Origin of the sequence: Obesumbacterium proteus (genome assembly GCF_001586165.1) — a bacterium.
Lineage (GTDB): Bacteria > Pseudomonadota > Gammaproteobacteria > Enterobacterales > Enterobacteriaceae > Hafnia > Hafnia protea.
This window is the reverse complement of the sequence record NZ_CP014608.1, coordinates 2,819,496-2,835,780: the sequence shown is the minus strand read 5'-3', so window position 1 is coordinate 2,835,780 and position 16,285 is coordinate 2,819,496. Positions and strand designations below refer to the sequence as shown.

The 16,285-nt window shown below is 50.0% G+C and carries 11 protein-coding genes; 7 read left to right on the top strand and 4 right to left on the bottom strand.

Translation table 11 applies throughout. From position 1 onward, the window contains the following. Positions 1-193: 193 nt before the first annotated feature. Positions 194-3,967: a DNA translocase FtsK 4TM domain-containing protein gene (locus tag DSM2777_RS13445; RefSeq protein WP_061554214.1), complete on the bottom strand. Its 3,774-nt coding sequence runs from the start codon at positions 3,965-3,967 to the stop codon at positions 194-196. Between the two features lie 200 nt (positions 3,968-4,167). Continuing rightward, positions 4,168-4,662, bottom strand: a complete 495-nt coding sequence (gene lrp / locus DSM2777_RS13440; RefSeq protein ID WP_008812989.1) for a leucine-responsive transcriptional regulator Lrp — start codon at positions 4,660-4,662, stop codon at positions 4,168-4,170. A gap of 793 nt (positions 4,663-5,455) precedes the next feature. Between lrp and trxB the strand changes: the two genes are divergently transcribed. The 5 genes from trxB to infA all read left to right on the top strand — a co-directional run bounded on the left by trxB (position 5,456) and on the right by infA (position 11,303). Further along, positions 5,456-6,421, top strand: coding sequence for a thioredoxin-disulfide reductase (gene trxB, locus DSM2777_RS13435; protein ID WP_061554213.1), 966 nt, complete (start codon positions 5,456-5,458; stop codon positions 6,419-6,421). A 279-nt stretch (positions 6,422-6,700) separates the two neighbouring features. Then, positions 6,701-8,473 (top strand): heme ABC transporter permease/ATP-binding protein CydD, encoded by a 1,773-nt coding sequence (gene cydD / locus DSM2777_RS13430; RefSeq protein ID WP_061554212.1) that lies wholly within the window; start codon positions 6,701-6,703, stop codon positions 8,471-8,473. A 2-nt stretch (positions 8,474-8,475) separates the two neighbouring features. After that, complete coding sequence (cydC, locus tag DSM2777_RS13425) at positions 8,476-10,197, top strand: heme ABC transporter ATP-binding protein/permease CydC (RefSeq protein WP_061554211.1); 1,722 nt, start codon at positions 8,476-8,478, stop codon at positions 10,195-10,197. Between the two features lie 60 nt (positions 10,198-10,257). Then, positions 10,258-10,989: a leucyl/phenylalanyl-tRNA--protein transferase gene (gene aat / locus DSM2777_RS13420; RefSeq protein WP_061554210.1), complete on the top strand. Its 732-nt coding sequence runs from the start codon at positions 10,258-10,260 to the stop codon at positions 10,987-10,989. Between the two features lie 95 nt (positions 10,990-11,084). Beyond that, entirely contained in the window at positions 11,085-11,303 is a 219-nt protein-coding gene (gene infA / locus DSM2777_RS13415; RefSeq protein ID WP_002211347.1) for a translation initiation factor IF-1, read from the top strand. Positions 11,304-11,477: 174 nt separating this feature from the next. Here the strand turns inward: infA and clpA are convergent, their stop codons facing one another. Then, positions 11,478-13,754, bottom strand: coding sequence for an ATP-dependent Clp protease ATP-binding subunit ClpA (gene clpA, locus DSM2777_RS13410; RefSeq protein ID WP_025800943.1), 2,277 nt, complete (start codon positions 13,752-13,754; stop codon positions 11,478-11,480). Between the two features lie 26 nt (positions 13,755-13,780). Further along, positions 13,781-14,104: an ATP-dependent Clp protease adapter ClpS gene (gene clpS / locus DSM2777_RS13405; RefSeq protein ID WP_004095820.1), complete on the bottom strand. Its 324-nt coding sequence runs from the start codon at positions 14,102-14,104 to the stop codon at positions 13,781-13,783. A gap of 585 nt (positions 14,105-14,689) precedes the next feature. On the opposite strand from clpS, the gene cspD reads away from it, so the two are divergent. Together cspD and DSM2777_RS13395 are read left to right on the top strand one after the other, a co-directional pair. Continuing rightward, complete coding sequence (gene cspD, locus DSM2777_RS13400) at positions 14,690-14,911, top strand: cold shock-like protein CspD (RefSeq protein WP_046457993.1); 222 nt, start codon at positions 14,690-14,692, stop codon at positions 14,909-14,911. 364 nt (positions 14,912-15,275) lie between these two features. Then, complete coding sequence (locus DSM2777_RS13395; RefSeq protein WP_046457994.1) at positions 15,276-16,226, top strand: VirK/YbjX family protein; 951 nt, start codon at positions 15,276-15,278, stop codon at positions 16,224-16,226. Positions 16,227-16,285 lie beyond the last annotated feature (59 nt).

Sequence of the window (16,285 nt, the reverse complement as noted above, 5' to 3'; positions counted from 1 at the left end):
CACGCTTTATATTGAACAATATAATACGCTAACTTTAGCCAATAGACATGGAGTTATCATCGGTAACATTCTGAATGACGGTGATTTACACATCTTTTCGCTGACAGACACTCGTCTATTTTTGCATCTCATCGATAAATAAAACGGGCGGTGAAATCACCGCCCGTAAACATGACATTATGCAATGACAAAATTACATATCATGCGATGGCGGTGCCAATACTTCACGGTTGCCATTATTGCCCGGTGAGCTGACGATCCCCTGAGCTTCCATTTGCTCAACGATACGCGCAGCACGGTTGTATCCGATACGGAACTGGCGTTGAACGCCTGAAATTGACGCTCGGCGCTTATCCACCACGAAAGCAACGGCTTGGTCAAATAGCGGATCGAGTTCTTCGTCGCTATCCATCCCAAATCCACCTTCACCCTCTTCAGAAGAGCTCAGGATGCTATCAATGTACTGTGGGCGTCCACGCGCTTTCCAATCCTGAACCACCGCATGCACTTCCTCATCGCGAACGAATGCGCCGTGCACACGAACCGGCATTGACGAGTTAGGCGGCATATACAGCATATCCCCCATCCCTAGCAACGATTCCGCACCGCCTTGGTCAAGGATAGTACGGGAGTCGATTTTGCTCGAAACGGTAAACGCGATACGTGTTGGAATGTTCGCCTTAATCAAGCCGGTGATAACGTCAACCGATGGACGCTGAGTCGCCAGCACCAAATGGATACCTGCCGCACGAGCCTTTTGGGCCAAACGTGCAATCAGCTCTTCCACTTTCTTGCCGACGGCCATCATCAGATCCGCAAACTCATCCACCAACACCACGATATAAGGCAGTTTTTCCAATACCGGTGGCGTCATATCCATGCTGTCACCCGGCTTCCAGAACGGATCTGGAATTGGGCGCCCCATAGCAATGGCCTGTTCAACTCGTTCGTTGTAGCCCGCAAGGTTACGCACGCCTAATGCCGACATCAGCTTATAACGACGTTCCATCTCACCCACACACCAACGTAGCGCATTGGCTGCGTCTTTCATGTCGGTGACTACTTCGGTCAGCAGATGTGGAATACCTTCGTAAACCGAAAGCTCCAGCATTTTAGGGTCAATCATGATGAAGCGAACTTCATCCGGCGTCGCCTTATACAACATGCTGAGGATCATGGCATTCACACCAACCGATTTACCGGAACCAGTAGTACCGGCCACCAACAGGTGAGGCATTTTTGCCAGATCGGCAATCACTGGCTGACCAGCAATATCTTTACCCAGCACGATGGTCAGTGGGGAAGGACTTTCACGGAACTTGGTGCAGTCCAAAACTTCTCGCAGATAAACCGTTTGGCGATGCTTGTTTGGCAACTCCAATCCAACGTAAGGTTTACCCGGGATAACTTCCACCACGCGCACGGCAACCGCAGACAGTGAACGCGCCAAGTCACGCGACAGGTTAGAGATTCGCGCCGCTTTAACGCCTGGTGCCAAATCTAACTCAAAACGGGTGATCACTGGGCCCGGCGAAATCCCGACCACTTCGGCTTTAACGCGATAATCCGCCAAACGTGATTCAACCAGATTCCCCACCTGCTCTAGCGCAAACATATCAACCGGCTCGGAGTTGGCAGGAGGCTCGGTGAGCAGATCCAACGTTGGCAACGGCGTAGTTGGTTTTTCCAGCGGCTGCTCATGACCACGCATCAAGAATGGATGAATCAAACCATCCATCGCTGGGTGCTGGCCTGCTGGCTGTTGGGTCACTGCTGGCTGCTGCACTGGGGCAGTTGGAGCCGCATACTGTGGCGCGGCAGTTTGATGCACGCTCTGCGCTGGCTGGCTATTATGCTGACTATATTGAGGCTGAGGCGCTTGCGGCGCAGATGGCTGCTGTTGCACCGGTGCAAAACGTGGATCTTGCTGACGCGGTGCATACTGCGCAGGTTGCTCTGGTTCATCATAGCGACCAAACGGAACATCATAAGCATCGTCGTCACGCGCTGCGCTCTCTTCCTGCTCAGGGGTAATAGTGAATAGCGGTTCAGAAGGGCCATCGTCCACTAAGTCTGAAACAGGGGTAAAGCTGAAAGCATTATGGTTGGAAGACGCAGCTTCGCTCAAGGCCTTCGCCGGAGAGAAATCCATCAGGTCATTGCGCGAAGCGGTAACGCCGCTTAACGCTGATGAATTGTCATCTGCGACAGGTTGTGACTGATAACGCTGCTGTTGCTGAGCAGAAAACTCGCTCTGCAACCGCGCCATTTCAGCGGCCTGCTCATCTTCTGCCTGATGCGCATACTGTTGCTCACCGTAGCGCTGCTGCTGTCGTTCTGCAAACGCCTGACGCAGGGCAAGGCTTTCCTCATCCATCGGCTGTGCAGTATTCTGCTCCGGCTCTGGAGAGGCTTCCATTTGCAGGCGCTGGGCTTCAGCTTCTTTCTTCGCCTGTTCTTCTGCCATTCGCTGTGAAGGAAGTTTAATGCCTAAAGAGGCTAACTCACGGCGTGTCGGAATACGTACAGGATTCGGACGTGGCAGTTCAGGTCCGACACCCTGTTTCACCTGCAAGCTGCTGTCTTCGGTTGCGCTAAACGCAGGCATAAACATTGAGCCCGCGGCAGCGGCCGTTGATACGGTTGCAGGAACAACATCGTTACGCGAGGCCGCGCCAAACGGAACCGCATCTGACGATAGGCCAGGATTAATGTATGGCGTCGCAGGCGACTCATCGCGATCAAAATGCGAGGCCGAGAAATTCATTCCCGATGAAGATGTTCCTGTTTGTGATGCAGGCGTTTCAGGCTCAAAACTGCCAATTCGTGGACCTTCATCATCCCAAGCAGAGCGCGTTGGGCGCGATGAATGATTGGCCACGTTAGACGGTCTATCTTCGGGCACTTCAAAGGAATAAAGCGGAGGCATGCTCGGCTTGATTTCCGCCACAGGTTCTGGCTCTGAGGCACTGAAAGTCATCGGCTGAGTTGCAGCAGAAACCACCGGCTGAGCGGCGGCAACCGCTGCCCCAACGGCAGAAACCGCGGCAGTTGGAGCCATCGTAGGTGTAACTGCGGGCTGAGCCACATCATTCAGCGAGCTCTCAGCTTCGTGCAATGGACGGAGTTTACCCAATAAAGGATCGTCGTCTTCTGCATCTACATCAGCAACAGGCGTTTCAACAGGCTGTTTGACTGGTTTAGCCAAGAGAATATCGTCATCGTCTTCAGCGGCGGAGGTATTAAGCAAGACATCATCATCTGCGCCCTCACCTTCTGAACGTTCACGCTCGGCTGCAACGACTTCTCGGCTATCTTCTTCATAGTCGTAGTCATCATCCCGATCGCGGCGAGAACGATTACTCATAAACGTCATGCCGCCGAGAAGAACACCACCGATTTTTTCAGCAATCGTCAGCCAAGACCAGCCGGTAAACAGCGTCAAACCTACCGCCCAAACGCCCAATAAAAGCAGTGTTCCGCCAACGCTACCCAGCAAAGGAATAACGCCATTCGCGAGAAGGCTACCAATCACGCCGCCTGAGGCGAAATAGTAAAGGTCGTCGACGTTCAGCGACGCTAAGCCACACGATGCCAGCACCAATGCCAACATACCGATAAGCTTGAGCGAAATAGAGAAATAATCGACATAGCCACTATCGTCGCGTTTGCGATACGCAAACCAGCACAAAACGATAATGACGGGAGGAATGGCGTAGCCCATCACTCCGAAAACGAAGAATAAGGTATCAGCCAGCCATGCTCCTGCGCCGCCGCCGATATTATTGATCGGTTCGTGCCATGCCGTTTGTGACCAACTCGGATCCGAGGGGTCAAAACTCAGCAACGAAACCATAAGATAAATAGAAAACAACGCTACTACGATGAGTAACGCCTCGTATAACCGACGTCCACTGCTCATTCGTTTGAGAGTAACGTCCTTCTCTTCTGTGTATTCCTGGCTCAAGAAAGGCTCTCCAGGTTCCTGTTTTTCACCATAGCACTATTATTGCCTATTGCCGCTTTAGAACAACGCATTGCCACGTAATATTATATTTCAGTAAAACTCATACCAATAACAACGCCGAGAGAGTCTACCCTCGGCGTTGAAACTGTATAGATACACAGGAGTGTAACCAAATTAATCAGGTTTTGCACCTGCTACCGTTATCGTGTTTTGATAACCAAGCGATTGCTCTGTTTGACTTCTTCCATAACCACGTAGGTACGGGTGTCATTAACGCCAGGCAGGCGTAACAGGGTTTCACCAAGCAATTTACGATAAGCGGACATGTCAGGCACACGTGTTTTCAACAGATAGTCGAAATCACCTGAAACCAGATGACACTCCTGAATTTCTTCCAGTTTCTGAACAGCTGTATTGAACTGTTCAAACACATCTGGCGCTCCACGGTTCAAGGTAATTTCTACAAATACCAGTAAGGATGCATCCAGATAGTGCGGGTTCAATAACGCAGTGTAGCCTTGAATAAAGCCCTGACGCTCAAGGCGACGCACACGTTCTAAACATGGAGTTGGTGATAAACCAACTCGCTTTGAAAGCTCAACGTTCGAAATACGTCCATCCTTCTGCAACTCATTCAGGATGTTACGGTCGATACGGTCGAGATCTTTACCGGGGCGCTTTTTATTGTCTGCCATCTTATTGTCTCTCTTATATCCTTCCCTGCTCGCCATCCCCTCAACAAGTTCAATTTGTTAAGGATTTGTCCCAAACGAAAACCCCATGCCTGCAGTCAATCAGCAATTCCCATTGCTTATGATGACGAAAACAACCGGATAAATCCGCCGAAGCTAGGTTTCAACTTCATCTGTTTTCGCAGATTGCACTTAATTCACATGCGAGGGCTCGCATAATTGCTTTGCTCTGATTCCAAATCAATGCACATAGAGGTTATATCGTAAGACCACGATCCCTAACGTCACTCATTGAAGCCAATCTAAGCACTACACATTTCTTTTCGTATACACGGTATTTATTACATCAGGGGAAGAAAGCGCTGTTTTAGGTCAATAGGCTATTTGTTGCCTTCAAGCAGATAAAAATTCTGCTAAATGCCTTTCAAGCCACAAAAACCAAAGACAAGTTCTTCCCTACATCCATGTTTTCGCAAATGCACAGGCGATTGTCAAAGCAAAAGAAGCAAAATCAGACGAACATGCCAACTATTCTAAAGAAGGCTTTCGAGGCGACAACAAAATAAACCGTCAAAACAGACGAATAAGCGTCGCTAAGAAGCGCTATTAGGGGGCTTTCTCGGCAAGAATGTTATCGGAATAGGTTTAAAAAAAATTATCTGCTGCCATGATTTTTACTAATCGATAGCTAGCTACTATCAAACAAATTGATAACATTTTTTTTGCACACTTTTTTTCAGGCGCTAACTTCCCTACAATCGAGTTATTGTCCGGTAAAATTGGAAAAGAGGAATTCATGGGCACAGTCAAACACAGCAAACTCCTGATCTTGGGCTCAGGCCCTGCGGGATATACAGCGGCGGTCTACGCGGCACGCGCTAACTTGAACCCTGTATTAATTACCGGCGTTGAAAAAGGCGGTCAGCTCACCACCACGACAGAAGTCGAAAACTGGCCTGGCGATCCCGAAGGGCTCACCGGCCCTCTGCTGATGGAGCGTATGCATGAACACGCGGCCAAATTTAATACCGAGATTATTTTTGACCACATTCAGCGTGTCGATTTGCAGAATCGTCCATTCCGCCTGTTTGGCGATTCTCAGGAATACACCTGTGACGCACTGATTATTGCAACCGGCGCTTCCGCACAATATCTCGGCCTGCCTTCTGAAGAAGAGTTCAAAGGCCGTGGCGTGTCCGCCTGTGCAACCTGCGATGGTTTCTTCTACCGCCAGCAAGAAGTGGCGGTGATCGGCGGCGGTAATACCGCAGTTGAAGAAGCGCTTTATTTGTCTAATATCGCCTCTAAGGTTCACTTGATACATCGCCGTGATACATTCCGCGCCGAAAAAATCTTGATTGGACGCATGATGGACAAAGTTGCGAGCGGCAACATTGTGCTGCACACCAACCGCACGCTGGATGAAGTTCAAGGCGATGCCATGGGCGTAAACGGATTACGTTTAAAAGCGACCGACAGCGATATCGTTGAAGAACTGAACGTAACAGGCTTGTTTGTGGCTATCGGCCACAAGCCAAACACGGCTATTTTTGAAGGTCAGCTCGCGCTGGAAAATGACTATATCAAGGTTCAATCTGGCCTGAGCGGCAACGCCACCCAAACCAGCATTCCCGGCGTTTTCGCCGCGGGTGACGTCATGGACCATATCTATCGTCAGGCCATTACCTCAGCGGGCACCGGCTGTATGGCGGCGCTTGATGCCGAGCGTTATTTGGATGGGCTGTCTGCCGCCAATCAATAAATCAATCTCGATTTAAATCATATGGGCTGCTTCGGTGGCCCTTATTTTTTAGTAACCATCGTGTTGCCACCGTATTTTTTCACCTGTTTATACTCAAATCGTCACTTGTTATCTGAACTCCCCCACAGTTGTTAACAGAATTTACCTTCCTTTGGTTTCATGTCCCCGCAGGCCGTTGTAATATCAGCGCTTACGCGTGAACCGGTGAGTAAAGATAAAATAGGCCGGTCATCAGCACTCTTTTCGACGCTTCATCTGCTTTAGAAACCATCGCAACACATGAATAAAAACAGACAACGCGAATTAACCCAATGGCTCAAACAGCGCAGTTCGCTGGCCCGCCGTTGGCTTCGAATCTCTATGATCCTCGGTTTGATATCCGGACTTCTGATCGTCGCTCAGTCGTGGATCTTGGCGAAACTGCTGCATGATTTAATTATTGAGCAGGTACCGCGCCAATCTCTCCTGCTGCCTTTCGGCTTACTGATTGCCGCCATTGTGCTACGTTCGGCCTTAAGCTGGCTGCGTGAACGCGTTGGTTTTAAGTGTGGCCAAGTCGTGCGGGTGCAAATCAGACACTTGGTGCTCAATCGGCTTGATGAACTCGGCCCTGCATGGATACAAGGAAAACCAGCCGGGCATTGGGCAACGCTAATTCTTGAACAAATTGAAGACATGCAGGAGTTTTATTCCCGCTATCTGCCGCAGATGTATCTGGCCACCCTAATCCCGCTGTTGATTCTGATCACCGTATTCCCGATAAACTGGGCCGCAGGCATGATCTTGCTGGTCACCGCGCCGCTGATCCCGCTGTTTATGGCACTAGTTGGCATGGGTGCCGCCGATGCTAACCGCCGGAACTTCTTGGCATTAGGACGCTTAAGCGGCAACTTCCTCGATCGCTTGCGCGGATTAGATACGCTGCGTCTGTTTAATCGCGCCGCCGCTGAAACCGACAATATCCGTCGTTCGTCGGAAGATTTCCGCAGCCGCACGATGGAAGTGCTACGTATGGCATTTCTTTCCTCTGCGGTGCTGGAGTTCTTTACCTCCATTTCAATCGCCGTAGTGGCGGTCTATTTTGGTTTTTCTTATCTGGGTGAACTCAATTTTGGTAGCTATGGCACCAGCGTGACGCTTTTTGCTGGTTTTCTGGTGCTTATTTTGGCGCCAGAATTCTTCCAACCGCTGCGTGATTTGGGCACTTTTTACCACGCGAAAGCGCAGGCGGTGGGCGCGGCTGAATCTCTGGTGACTTTCTTAGCAGAAGACGCGGAAAGCCCAACGCAGGGCCAAGGCCAAGAACAGTTAACGGGCACGCATTCCGTTAGCATTGTCGCTTCAGAGCTAGAAGTATTATCTCCACAGGGAAAAGTGCTGGCTGGACCACTGACGTTCAGCATTGATGCAGGACAGAGAATTGCGCTGGTAGGCTTTAGCGGCGCAGGGAAAAGTTCGTTGATTAACGTCTTGCTCGGCTTCCTGCCCTATCGCGGCTCCCTGTTGGTTGATGGGAAAGAGCTACGTGAATTAACGCCTGCGAGCTGGCGTCAGCTCCTCGGCTGGGTTGGGCAAAACCCCAATCTGCCTGAAACCACGCTGCGCGCCAATGTGCTGCTCGGCGCTCCTCATGCCACTGAGACACAGCTAACCACCGCATTAGAACGTACGCATGTCACCGAGTTTTTACCCCTGCTAAACGCTGGCGTTGATACAGAAATCGGTGAGGGTGCTGCTCGCCTTTCGGTCGGCCAAGCACAGCGTGTTGCCGTGGCGCGTGCCTTGCTTCGTCCATGCCGCCTCTTGTTGTTGGATGAACCCACTGCCAGTTTGGATGCACACAGCGAGCAGCTTGTCATGCAGGCACTGTCTGAGGCCTCCCATCAACAAACCACGCTGATGGTGACTCATCAGCTAGACGATGTGAGTACCTACGACCAAATTTGGGTGATGGATAATGGCAAGCTGGTTCAGCGCGGCGCTTATGCCGAACTCAGCCAGCAAAAAGGGCCCTTTGCCGATCTGCTTGCAACCCGTAGTAAGGAGCTATAACCATGCGCGTACTTTTGCCGTTTTTAGCACTCTATCGTCGCCACTGGTTCCTCATTTCACTGGGCGTGGTTCTGGCTATCGTTACCCTTCTCGCCAGCATTGGACTATTGATGCTTTCAGGCTGGTTCCTTGCGGCCTCAGCGCTGGCTGGTCTTGCGGGGCTGATGACGTTTAACTATATGCTGCCCGCTGCGGGTGTCCGCGGCGCGGCGATTATCCGTACCGCAGGACGCTACGCCGAGCGCGTTGTCAGCCATGATGCAACGTTTCGCGTGCTTTCCCATCTGCGCGTATTTACCTTCAGTAAAATACTGCCGCTGTCGCCGGGAGCCATTGCGCGTTTTCGTCAGGCCGAGTTACTCAACCGTTTGGTTGCCGATGTAGACACCCTCGATCATCTCTATCTCCGCGTGATATCTCCGCTGATTAGCGCCATCGTGGTGATCGTGGTCGTTACGGCTGGTTTATCGTGGTTCGATCCTACATTGGCAATCACGCTGGGCGGCATCATGTTGCTGTTGCTGTTTTGCTTGCCGCTGGGTTTTTATCAAGCAGGAAAGCCCGTAGGGATTGCGTTAACTGAACTCCGTGCCGACTACCGCACCCTATTGATTACGTGGGTCGCAGGACAAGCAGAACTCGCCATCTACGGCGCGGCTGACCGTTTCCGTCAGGCGCTGGATGCCAAAGAACGCCAGTGGCAACAGCAACAGCAGAGACAAGCGTCTTTAACCGGTGCTGCACAGGCTTTGATGATTTTGGCATCGGGGCTCACGTTTACCTTAATGCTCTGGCTCGCCGCCGGAGGCGTTGGGCACTATGCTCAGCCGGGGGCGCTGATAGCGCTGTTTGTCTTCTCCTCACTGGCCGCGTTTGAAGCCTTAGCACCGGTTGCCGGCGCCTTCCAGCATTTGGGACAGGTCACAGCATCAGCAACCCGCGTAGCGCAGATGATCGACCAAAAGCCCGAGGTCACATTCCCTCTATCAGGCCCCGCACTGAGCGAACAGATTGCCGTTAACATTGACCACGTTAGTTTCAGCTATCCGAACCAGCCGGTTTCAGTGCTTAACGACATTTCCCTTTCTGTACAGCCCGGAGAGAAAATCGCCCTGCTCGGACGTACCGGCTGTGGTAAATCAACGCTGTTACAGCTGATAACTCGCGCATGGGACTGCTCTCAGGGCGAAATTCGTCTAAATGACATGCCGCTGCCTGCCTTTGATGAAGCAACGCTGCGACAAGCCACTGGCGTCGTCAGCCAGCGTGTACATGTTTTCAGCTCAACGCTGCGTGATAATTTAAAAATCGCCAATGACCAAGCGACCGATCTGGAATTAAAAACCGTATTGGAACAGGTTGGCTTAGGTAAATTGTTAGAAGACACTGGTCTAAATGCATGGCTCGGTGACGGCGGCCGACCGCTTTCAGGCGGCGAACAGCGTCGCTTAGGTATTGCCCGCGCGCTACTGCATCGCTCCCCGCTGCTGCTATTGGATGAACCTACTGAAGGCTTAGACGCTGACACAGAGAAGCAAATTCTTGAGCTGATCATGCAGCACTGCCAACACAAAACGCTGATCTTAATTACTCACCGCCTGCAAGGCTTAGATAAAATGGATCGGGTCTGCGTGATGGAAAATGGTCAGATCGTCGAACAAGGTCATCACGCTAAACTTCTGGAAGAAAAAGGCCGATATTATCAACTGTGCCAGCGGCTATAGTTAATACGGGTAATCATTAACAAGGCCTATGATGTTTTTCATTCAGATTGGGATATTTTGATGCGCATCATGCAACTGGATCGGCAATCAACGCTATTTCCCCCAACGGATCTCGCACTGCGTGAACCGAACGGGTTACTGGCCATTGGCGGGGATTTACGTCCTGCCCGTCTACTTGCCGCCTACGGTGCGGGGATATTCCCATGGTTCACGCCAGGGGATATCATCCTCTGGTGGTCGCCCGATCCACGTGCGGTTTTATTCCCCCATGAGTTGCACATCAGCCGTAGCATGGCGAAATTTTTACGTAAGCCCGATTTTGTCGTCACGATTAATCAGGCGTTTGCCGATGTTATTCGTGAATGCGCCGATCAACGCGAAGAAGGCACATGGATTGGTGAGGACGTACAGCAAGCTTATTGGAAGTTGCATGAACTAGGCCATGCGCACTCCGTTGAGGTCTGGCAGGAAGATCGGCTGGTAGGCGGCCTGTATGGCGTGTTACAAGGTTCTCTCTTTTGCGGCGAGTCGATGTTCAGCCGCGCCACAAACGCCTCCAAAACGGCTCTAATTGCGTTTTGTGAGCATTTTGTGTCGTTTGGGGGAACATTAATTGACTGTCAGGTGCTTAACGCGCACACTGAGTCGTTAGGTGCGCGTAATATCCCGCGCAGTGATTATTTACACCACTTACGGATTGACCAGAATAAGGTAATTAATCCCACCTGCTGGAAACCCCAAACTATTATTTCACGCGAGTTTGCGATAAAACCCCATCAAAATTGCCCGTAATGGATGAAGAACCACCGACACTCCTTTACATAATCGGGGTTTTTCGGCATTATCTTGCCGATTAAAAAATATGGTACTCATACCTAGAGGATTCGATGGCCAAAGAAGACAATATTGAAATGCAAGGTACCGTACTTGATACGTTACCAAACACGATGTTCCGCGTTGAATTAGAAAACGGACACGTCGTTACCGCTCACATCTCCGGTAAAATGCGTAAAAACTACATCCGCATTCTGACGGGCGACAAAGTCACTGTAGAGCTGACCCCGTACGACCTGAGCAAAGGCCGCATTGTCTTCCGTAGCCGCTGATAGGCTCACCCTGCGCACCTGCGTTCACGCATCTGCGGCATAAATTATACTCGCGGTGATATGACGGTCTGACGAGACACATGAATATCACTGAGAGTTAGCTGAAAAACTTAAATTTCAGCCATAAAAAAGAGCGCCTTTTGGCGCTCTTTTCTTTTGCTTCTTTAACTTCGGTTAATGCAGGGCGTCTTCAGCTTTACGCTTCTGTGCGCTACAAAATTCATACGTTAACTGCTGCTTATCTTCGCTCAAATCCACGGTGACAGAGCCACCATCCACCAGCGAACCAAACAGGAGTTCGTTCGCCAACGGTTTTTTCAGATTTTCCTGCACCACACGTACCATAGGACGAGCGCCCATCGCGTGATCGTAGCCTTTCTCTGCCAGCCACAAACGCGCTGCTTCGCTCACTTCCAACGAAACGCCTTTAGCATCTAGCTGAGCCTGCAGTTCAACGATGAACTTATCCACCACCTGCTGAATAATGTCAGTCGACAGATGGTTGAACCAAATGATGTTGTCCAGACGGTTACGGAACTCTGGCGTAAACACCTTCTTGATCTCTTCCATTGCATCGGTGCTGTTATCCTGCTGCGCAAAACCAATTGATTTACGCTGAGTTTCACGCACACCGGCGTTGGTCGTCATCACCAAAATCACGTTACGGAAATCGGCTTTACGGCCGTTATTATCCGTTAAGGTGCCGTTGTCCATCACCTGTAACAACAGGTTGAAGACGTCCGGATGCGCTTTTTCAATTTCATCCAGCAGCAGAACCGCATGAGGATGTTTGATCACCGCATCCGTCAGTAGACCACCCTGATCAAAACCGACGTATCCCGGAGGCGCACCAATCAAACGGCTAACGGTATGACGTTCCATATATTCGGACATATCAAAACGCAGCAGTTCAATATCCAAGGCTTTCGCCAATTGAACGGTGACTTCGGTTTTACCTACGCCAGTTGGGCCAGCAAACAAGAACGAACCGACTGGCTTATGATCTTGACCTAAACCGGCACGACTCATTTTGATGGCTTCGGTCAGCGCGCTGATGGCTTTATCCTGTCCAAACACCAACATTTTCAGGCGATCGCCCAAGCTTTTCAGCACATCACGATCGCTGGCTGATACGGTTTTCTCTGGAATGCGCGCAATGCGAGCAACCACAGATTCAATATCAGCAACGTTGACGGTTTTCTTACGCTTGCTCACCGGCATTAAACGGCTACGAGCGCCCGCTTCATCAATAACGTCAATGGCTTTATCTGGCAAATGACGGTCATTGATGTATTTAACCGACAGCTCAACCGCCGCACGAATCGCTTTCGCGGTATAGCGCACGTCATGGTGAGCTTCATATTTAGGTTTTAGACCATTAAGAATCTGTACCGTTTCATCTGGGGTTGGCTCAGTAATATCGATCTTCTGGAAACGACGCGCCAAGGCACGATCCTTTTCAAAGATATTGCTGAACTCTTGATAGGTCGTCGATCCGATCACGCGGATCTTGCCGCTAGACAGCAGCGGTTTGATCAGGTTAGCCGCATCAACCTGCCCACCAGACGCTGCGCCCGCACCGATGATGGTATGAATTTCATCGATGAACAGGATGCTATCGGTATCTTGCTCAAGCTGTTTGAGCAACGCTTTAAAGCGCTTCTCAAAGTCGCCGCGGTATTTTGTGCCCGCCAGCAATGAACCAATATCCAGTGAATACAGGGTGCAGTCCGCCATCACCTCAGGCACGTCGCCCTGCACAATTCGCCAAGCAAGCCCTTCCGCAATCGCGGTTTTACCGACGCCGGACTCCCCAACCAATAGTGGGTTGTTTTTACGACGACGGCACAACACCTGAATCGCACGCTCCAGCTCTTTATCGCGGCCTATCAACGGATCGATACCGCCGACGCGTGCAAGCTGGTTTAAGTTCGTGGTGAAGTTCTCCATGCGATCTTCACCGCTAGCAGGCTCTTCCGGTGCTGGATTTTCGGCATTTGGTGCCTGTCCAGTTTCGTCTTTGCGTGTGCCATGCGAGATGAAGTTCACGATGTCCAAGCGGCTCACGTCGTGCTTACGCAACAAATACGCAGCCTGAGACTCTTGCTCGCTGAAGATCGCGACCAGTACGTTGGCGCCGCTAACTTCATTGCGGCCTGAGGACTGAACATGGAAAACAGCACGCTGCAGAACGCGTTGGAAACTCAGCGTAGGCTGAGTATCACGTTCGGCTTCACCGTTAGGTAACGTGGGTGTGGTTTGTTCAATAAAGGTTTCGAGTTCTTGACGCAAAGCGGCTAGATCAACAGAGCAAGCCTCAAGCGCTTCACGCGCAGCAGGGTTACTAAGCAGTGCCAGCAGCAGGTGCTCCACGGTCATAAACTCATGGCGATGCTCGCGCGCTCTGGCGAACGCCATGTTGAGACTGAGTTCCAGTTCTTGATTGAGCATAGGCACCTCCCCCATTTAAGCGGCCGTTAACCGGCCTTTTCTAACGTACACAACAGTGGATGCTCGTTCTCCCGCGCATACCGATTGACGTGAGCGACTTTTGTTTCCGCCACCTCAGCGGTGAAAACACCGCAAATCGCTTTTCCTTTATAATGCACAGTAAGCATCAACTGCGTTGCACGTTCAATATCATATGAAAAAAACTTTTGCAGGACGTCAATCACAAATTCCATCGGTGTGTAGTCATCATTGTTAAGTATAACTTTATACATTGACGGCGGTTTTACCTCATCGATTTGTTTGCTGTCGGCTAATTGTTCGAAATTCAGCCAGTCGTTTTGGTTTGCCATGTCCTGCCCATTCTCTGTTAACAGTCATGCGATACAGACCACCATCGCATAACCACATGTCTTTCTTGCTAGTGACTTAACTGTGACACAAATCTTCACAGTTGTGTTATTTGCGTTGCATTAAGTGATTAAATTTCACCCAATTCATCTAAATAGCGTTATCTGCTTCAAACTTTCATCACAATGCACTGTGTTAAAAATAGCCATTGCTTGACGAACTAGCGGCATACACTAGAGTGTAAATTTGTAAACTGGCTGCGATTCATACAAATCGATGCCATTTCGACCGATAAGTCTCTGTTTCAAACTATCGAGAATTATTCCTTAGTTAACAGATCTTTTCGGCACCCGTAGGGGGCGTTCCTAAGCTGTTCAGCACCACGCTGTGGCGCGTTAACCGAACATCTTAAGAACACGTCCTGTATCTGCCCTCGCACTCAACCGAGGTTTCGCATCAACCAAGACCCACGGTTCGAAGAATGAAGGGCATCAATCTTATCTCATAACATACGTAACGAGCTTTGCCGATGACTCTAGGTCAATCGTACAAATCTCTTATCACAGCATGGCGAGGGTTGTATAAGCATGGAGACGGGTACCGTTAAATGGTTCAATAATGCTAAAGGTTTTGGCTTTATCTGTCCTGTGAATGGCGGCGAAGACATTTTCGCTCACTATTCTTCAATTCAGATGGAAGGTTACCGCACACTGAAAGCTGGGCAACAAGTCCAATTTAATGTGCAAGAAGGTCCTAAGGGCAACCACGCCGACGCCATCGTTCCCATCGAAGTAGAAATGACGGCCTAACGTCCTCATTACGCTGCTCGAAAGAACCACTTTAGCCCCATGCCAGCCCCGCGCTGGCATTGTTTTTATAGCACTCGCCATCATGGCAATACGCTCTTTTCCTCTTTGATAGATAGTGGCGTTTCCTTTTTTTTCAAGGGCCACGTGCTGTCCTTCCGCTTATGATTAATTAACCGTCTAATAATTAACATTAATTGTTATTTTCTCGCTCAACTCGCCCATTCACTAAATAAATCATCAACGACAGTAAAATAATTATTTAAAATACGTTCACCTAGCACGCTGATTTAATTGCCGTTGAGGTTTAGCCTGTTTAACTACTTGATAGAAATTAAATACACCAACGTTCTATCAGGTATATCGTATGTCTCAAATCAGCGTCGAACGCACAGCAGATTCATCCATGACGGGTTTCCAACTCTTTAATTCTCTCGTAAAAGGAGACTTAAAGCCGGGACGTCTTTGGCATGCGAAAAATTACCGTGCGAAATTTGCGCTTAGAACGCTGTTAGCCCCGCTCACGACGATAAAGCTGCTGGACAATATTGCGGCTATTCCAAGCTGTCAGGATGTGCTCCTAGCTCAGCCACGCCTGCCGTGTAAGCTTCATCATCCCTATCTGAATGTTCATTTCAAACACCAAGATACCGTCAAAGCGATTGGCGAGCATTACCAGATGATAGATGATGCGCTGCCGCAAAGCGTTTTGCGCAAAATATATAATGCCAAACCGTATTATCTGTGTGAAATAACGGGAAAAAATGGCCAGTTATTCCGCATCGGGATCAGCCCAATTGATAGTCTGAATAAAGAAGGCGAGCTGTCGTTATTATTTTATAACGATGAAGGCACCATGCTTTCTGAATGCACCTTTACCTTGCTCACCTATTTAGGTAAAAAAACGCTATTCGTCGGTGGATTACAAGGGCCAAAACGTTCGGTCCCGCATGAGCTTATTCAAACGGCCACCAAAGAATGTCATGGTTTATTCCCTAAGCGCCTTTTGATGCAGGCACTTTGCTTATTTGCCAACAGCGTGGGATGCGAACAGATATTAGCCGTGGGCAATGACACCCATATTTATAAAAACTGGCGCTACAACAAAAAGAAAAGCAGCAAGATGATGTCAGATTACGACAGCTTCTGGCTCTCAATCGGCGCAGAAACAACGCAGGAAGGTTATTTCCGCCTGCCATTAACCATTGCCCGAAAATCGTTGGAAGAGATCGCCAGCAAAAAACGGGCAGAATACCGTCGCCGTTACCAGTTGCTGGACGACCTAGAAGCGGCATCTCACGCTGCGCTGAGTCGCTAAACCTTGCTCAGAATCCGCCATTCTTAAGATGAATGGCGGGTATCGTGTTACTCCGCCTT

What these genes read in the sequence shown, in the direction of transcription:
- cydC (WP_061554211.1), top strand. Translation starts at nt 8,476, where the DNA reads ATGCGCGTACTTTTGCCGTTTTTAGCACTCTATCGTCGCCACTGGTTC.
- cydD (WP_061554212.1), top strand. Translation starts at nt 6,701, where the DNA reads ATGAATAAAAACAGACAACGCGAATTAACCCAATGGCTCAAACAGCGC.
- trxB (WP_061554213.1), top strand. Translation starts at nt 5,456, where the DNA reads ATGGGCACAGTCAAACACAGCAAACTCCTGATCTTGGGCTCAGGCCCT.
- cspD (WP_046457993.1), top strand. Translation starts at nt 14,690, where the DNA reads ATGGAGACGGGTACCGTTAAATGGTTCAATAATGCTAAAGGTTTTGGC.
- clpA (WP_025800943.1), bottom strand. Translation starts at nt 13,754, where the DNA reads ATGCTCAATCAAGAACTGGAACTCAGTCTCAACATGGCGTTCGCCAGA.
- lrp (WP_008812989.1), bottom strand. Translation starts at nt 4,662, where the DNA reads ATGGCAGACAATAAAAAGCGCCCCGGTAAAGATCTCGACCGTATCGAC.
- aat (WP_061554210.1), top strand. Translation starts at nt 10,258, where the DNA reads ATGCGCATCATGCAACTGGATCGGCAATCAACGCTATTTCCCCCAACG.
- clpS (WP_004095820.1), bottom strand. Translation starts at nt 14,104, where the DNA reads ATGGCAAACCAAAACGACTGGCTGAATTTCGAACAATTAGCCGACAGC.
- infA (WP_002211347.1), top strand. Translation starts at nt 11,085, where the DNA reads ATGGCCAAAGAAGACAATATTGAAATGCAAGGTACCGTACTTGATACG.
- DSM2777_RS13395 (WP_046457994.1), top strand. Translation starts at nt 15,276, where the DNA reads ATGTCTCAAATCAGCGTCGAACGCACAGCAGATTCATCCATGACGGGT.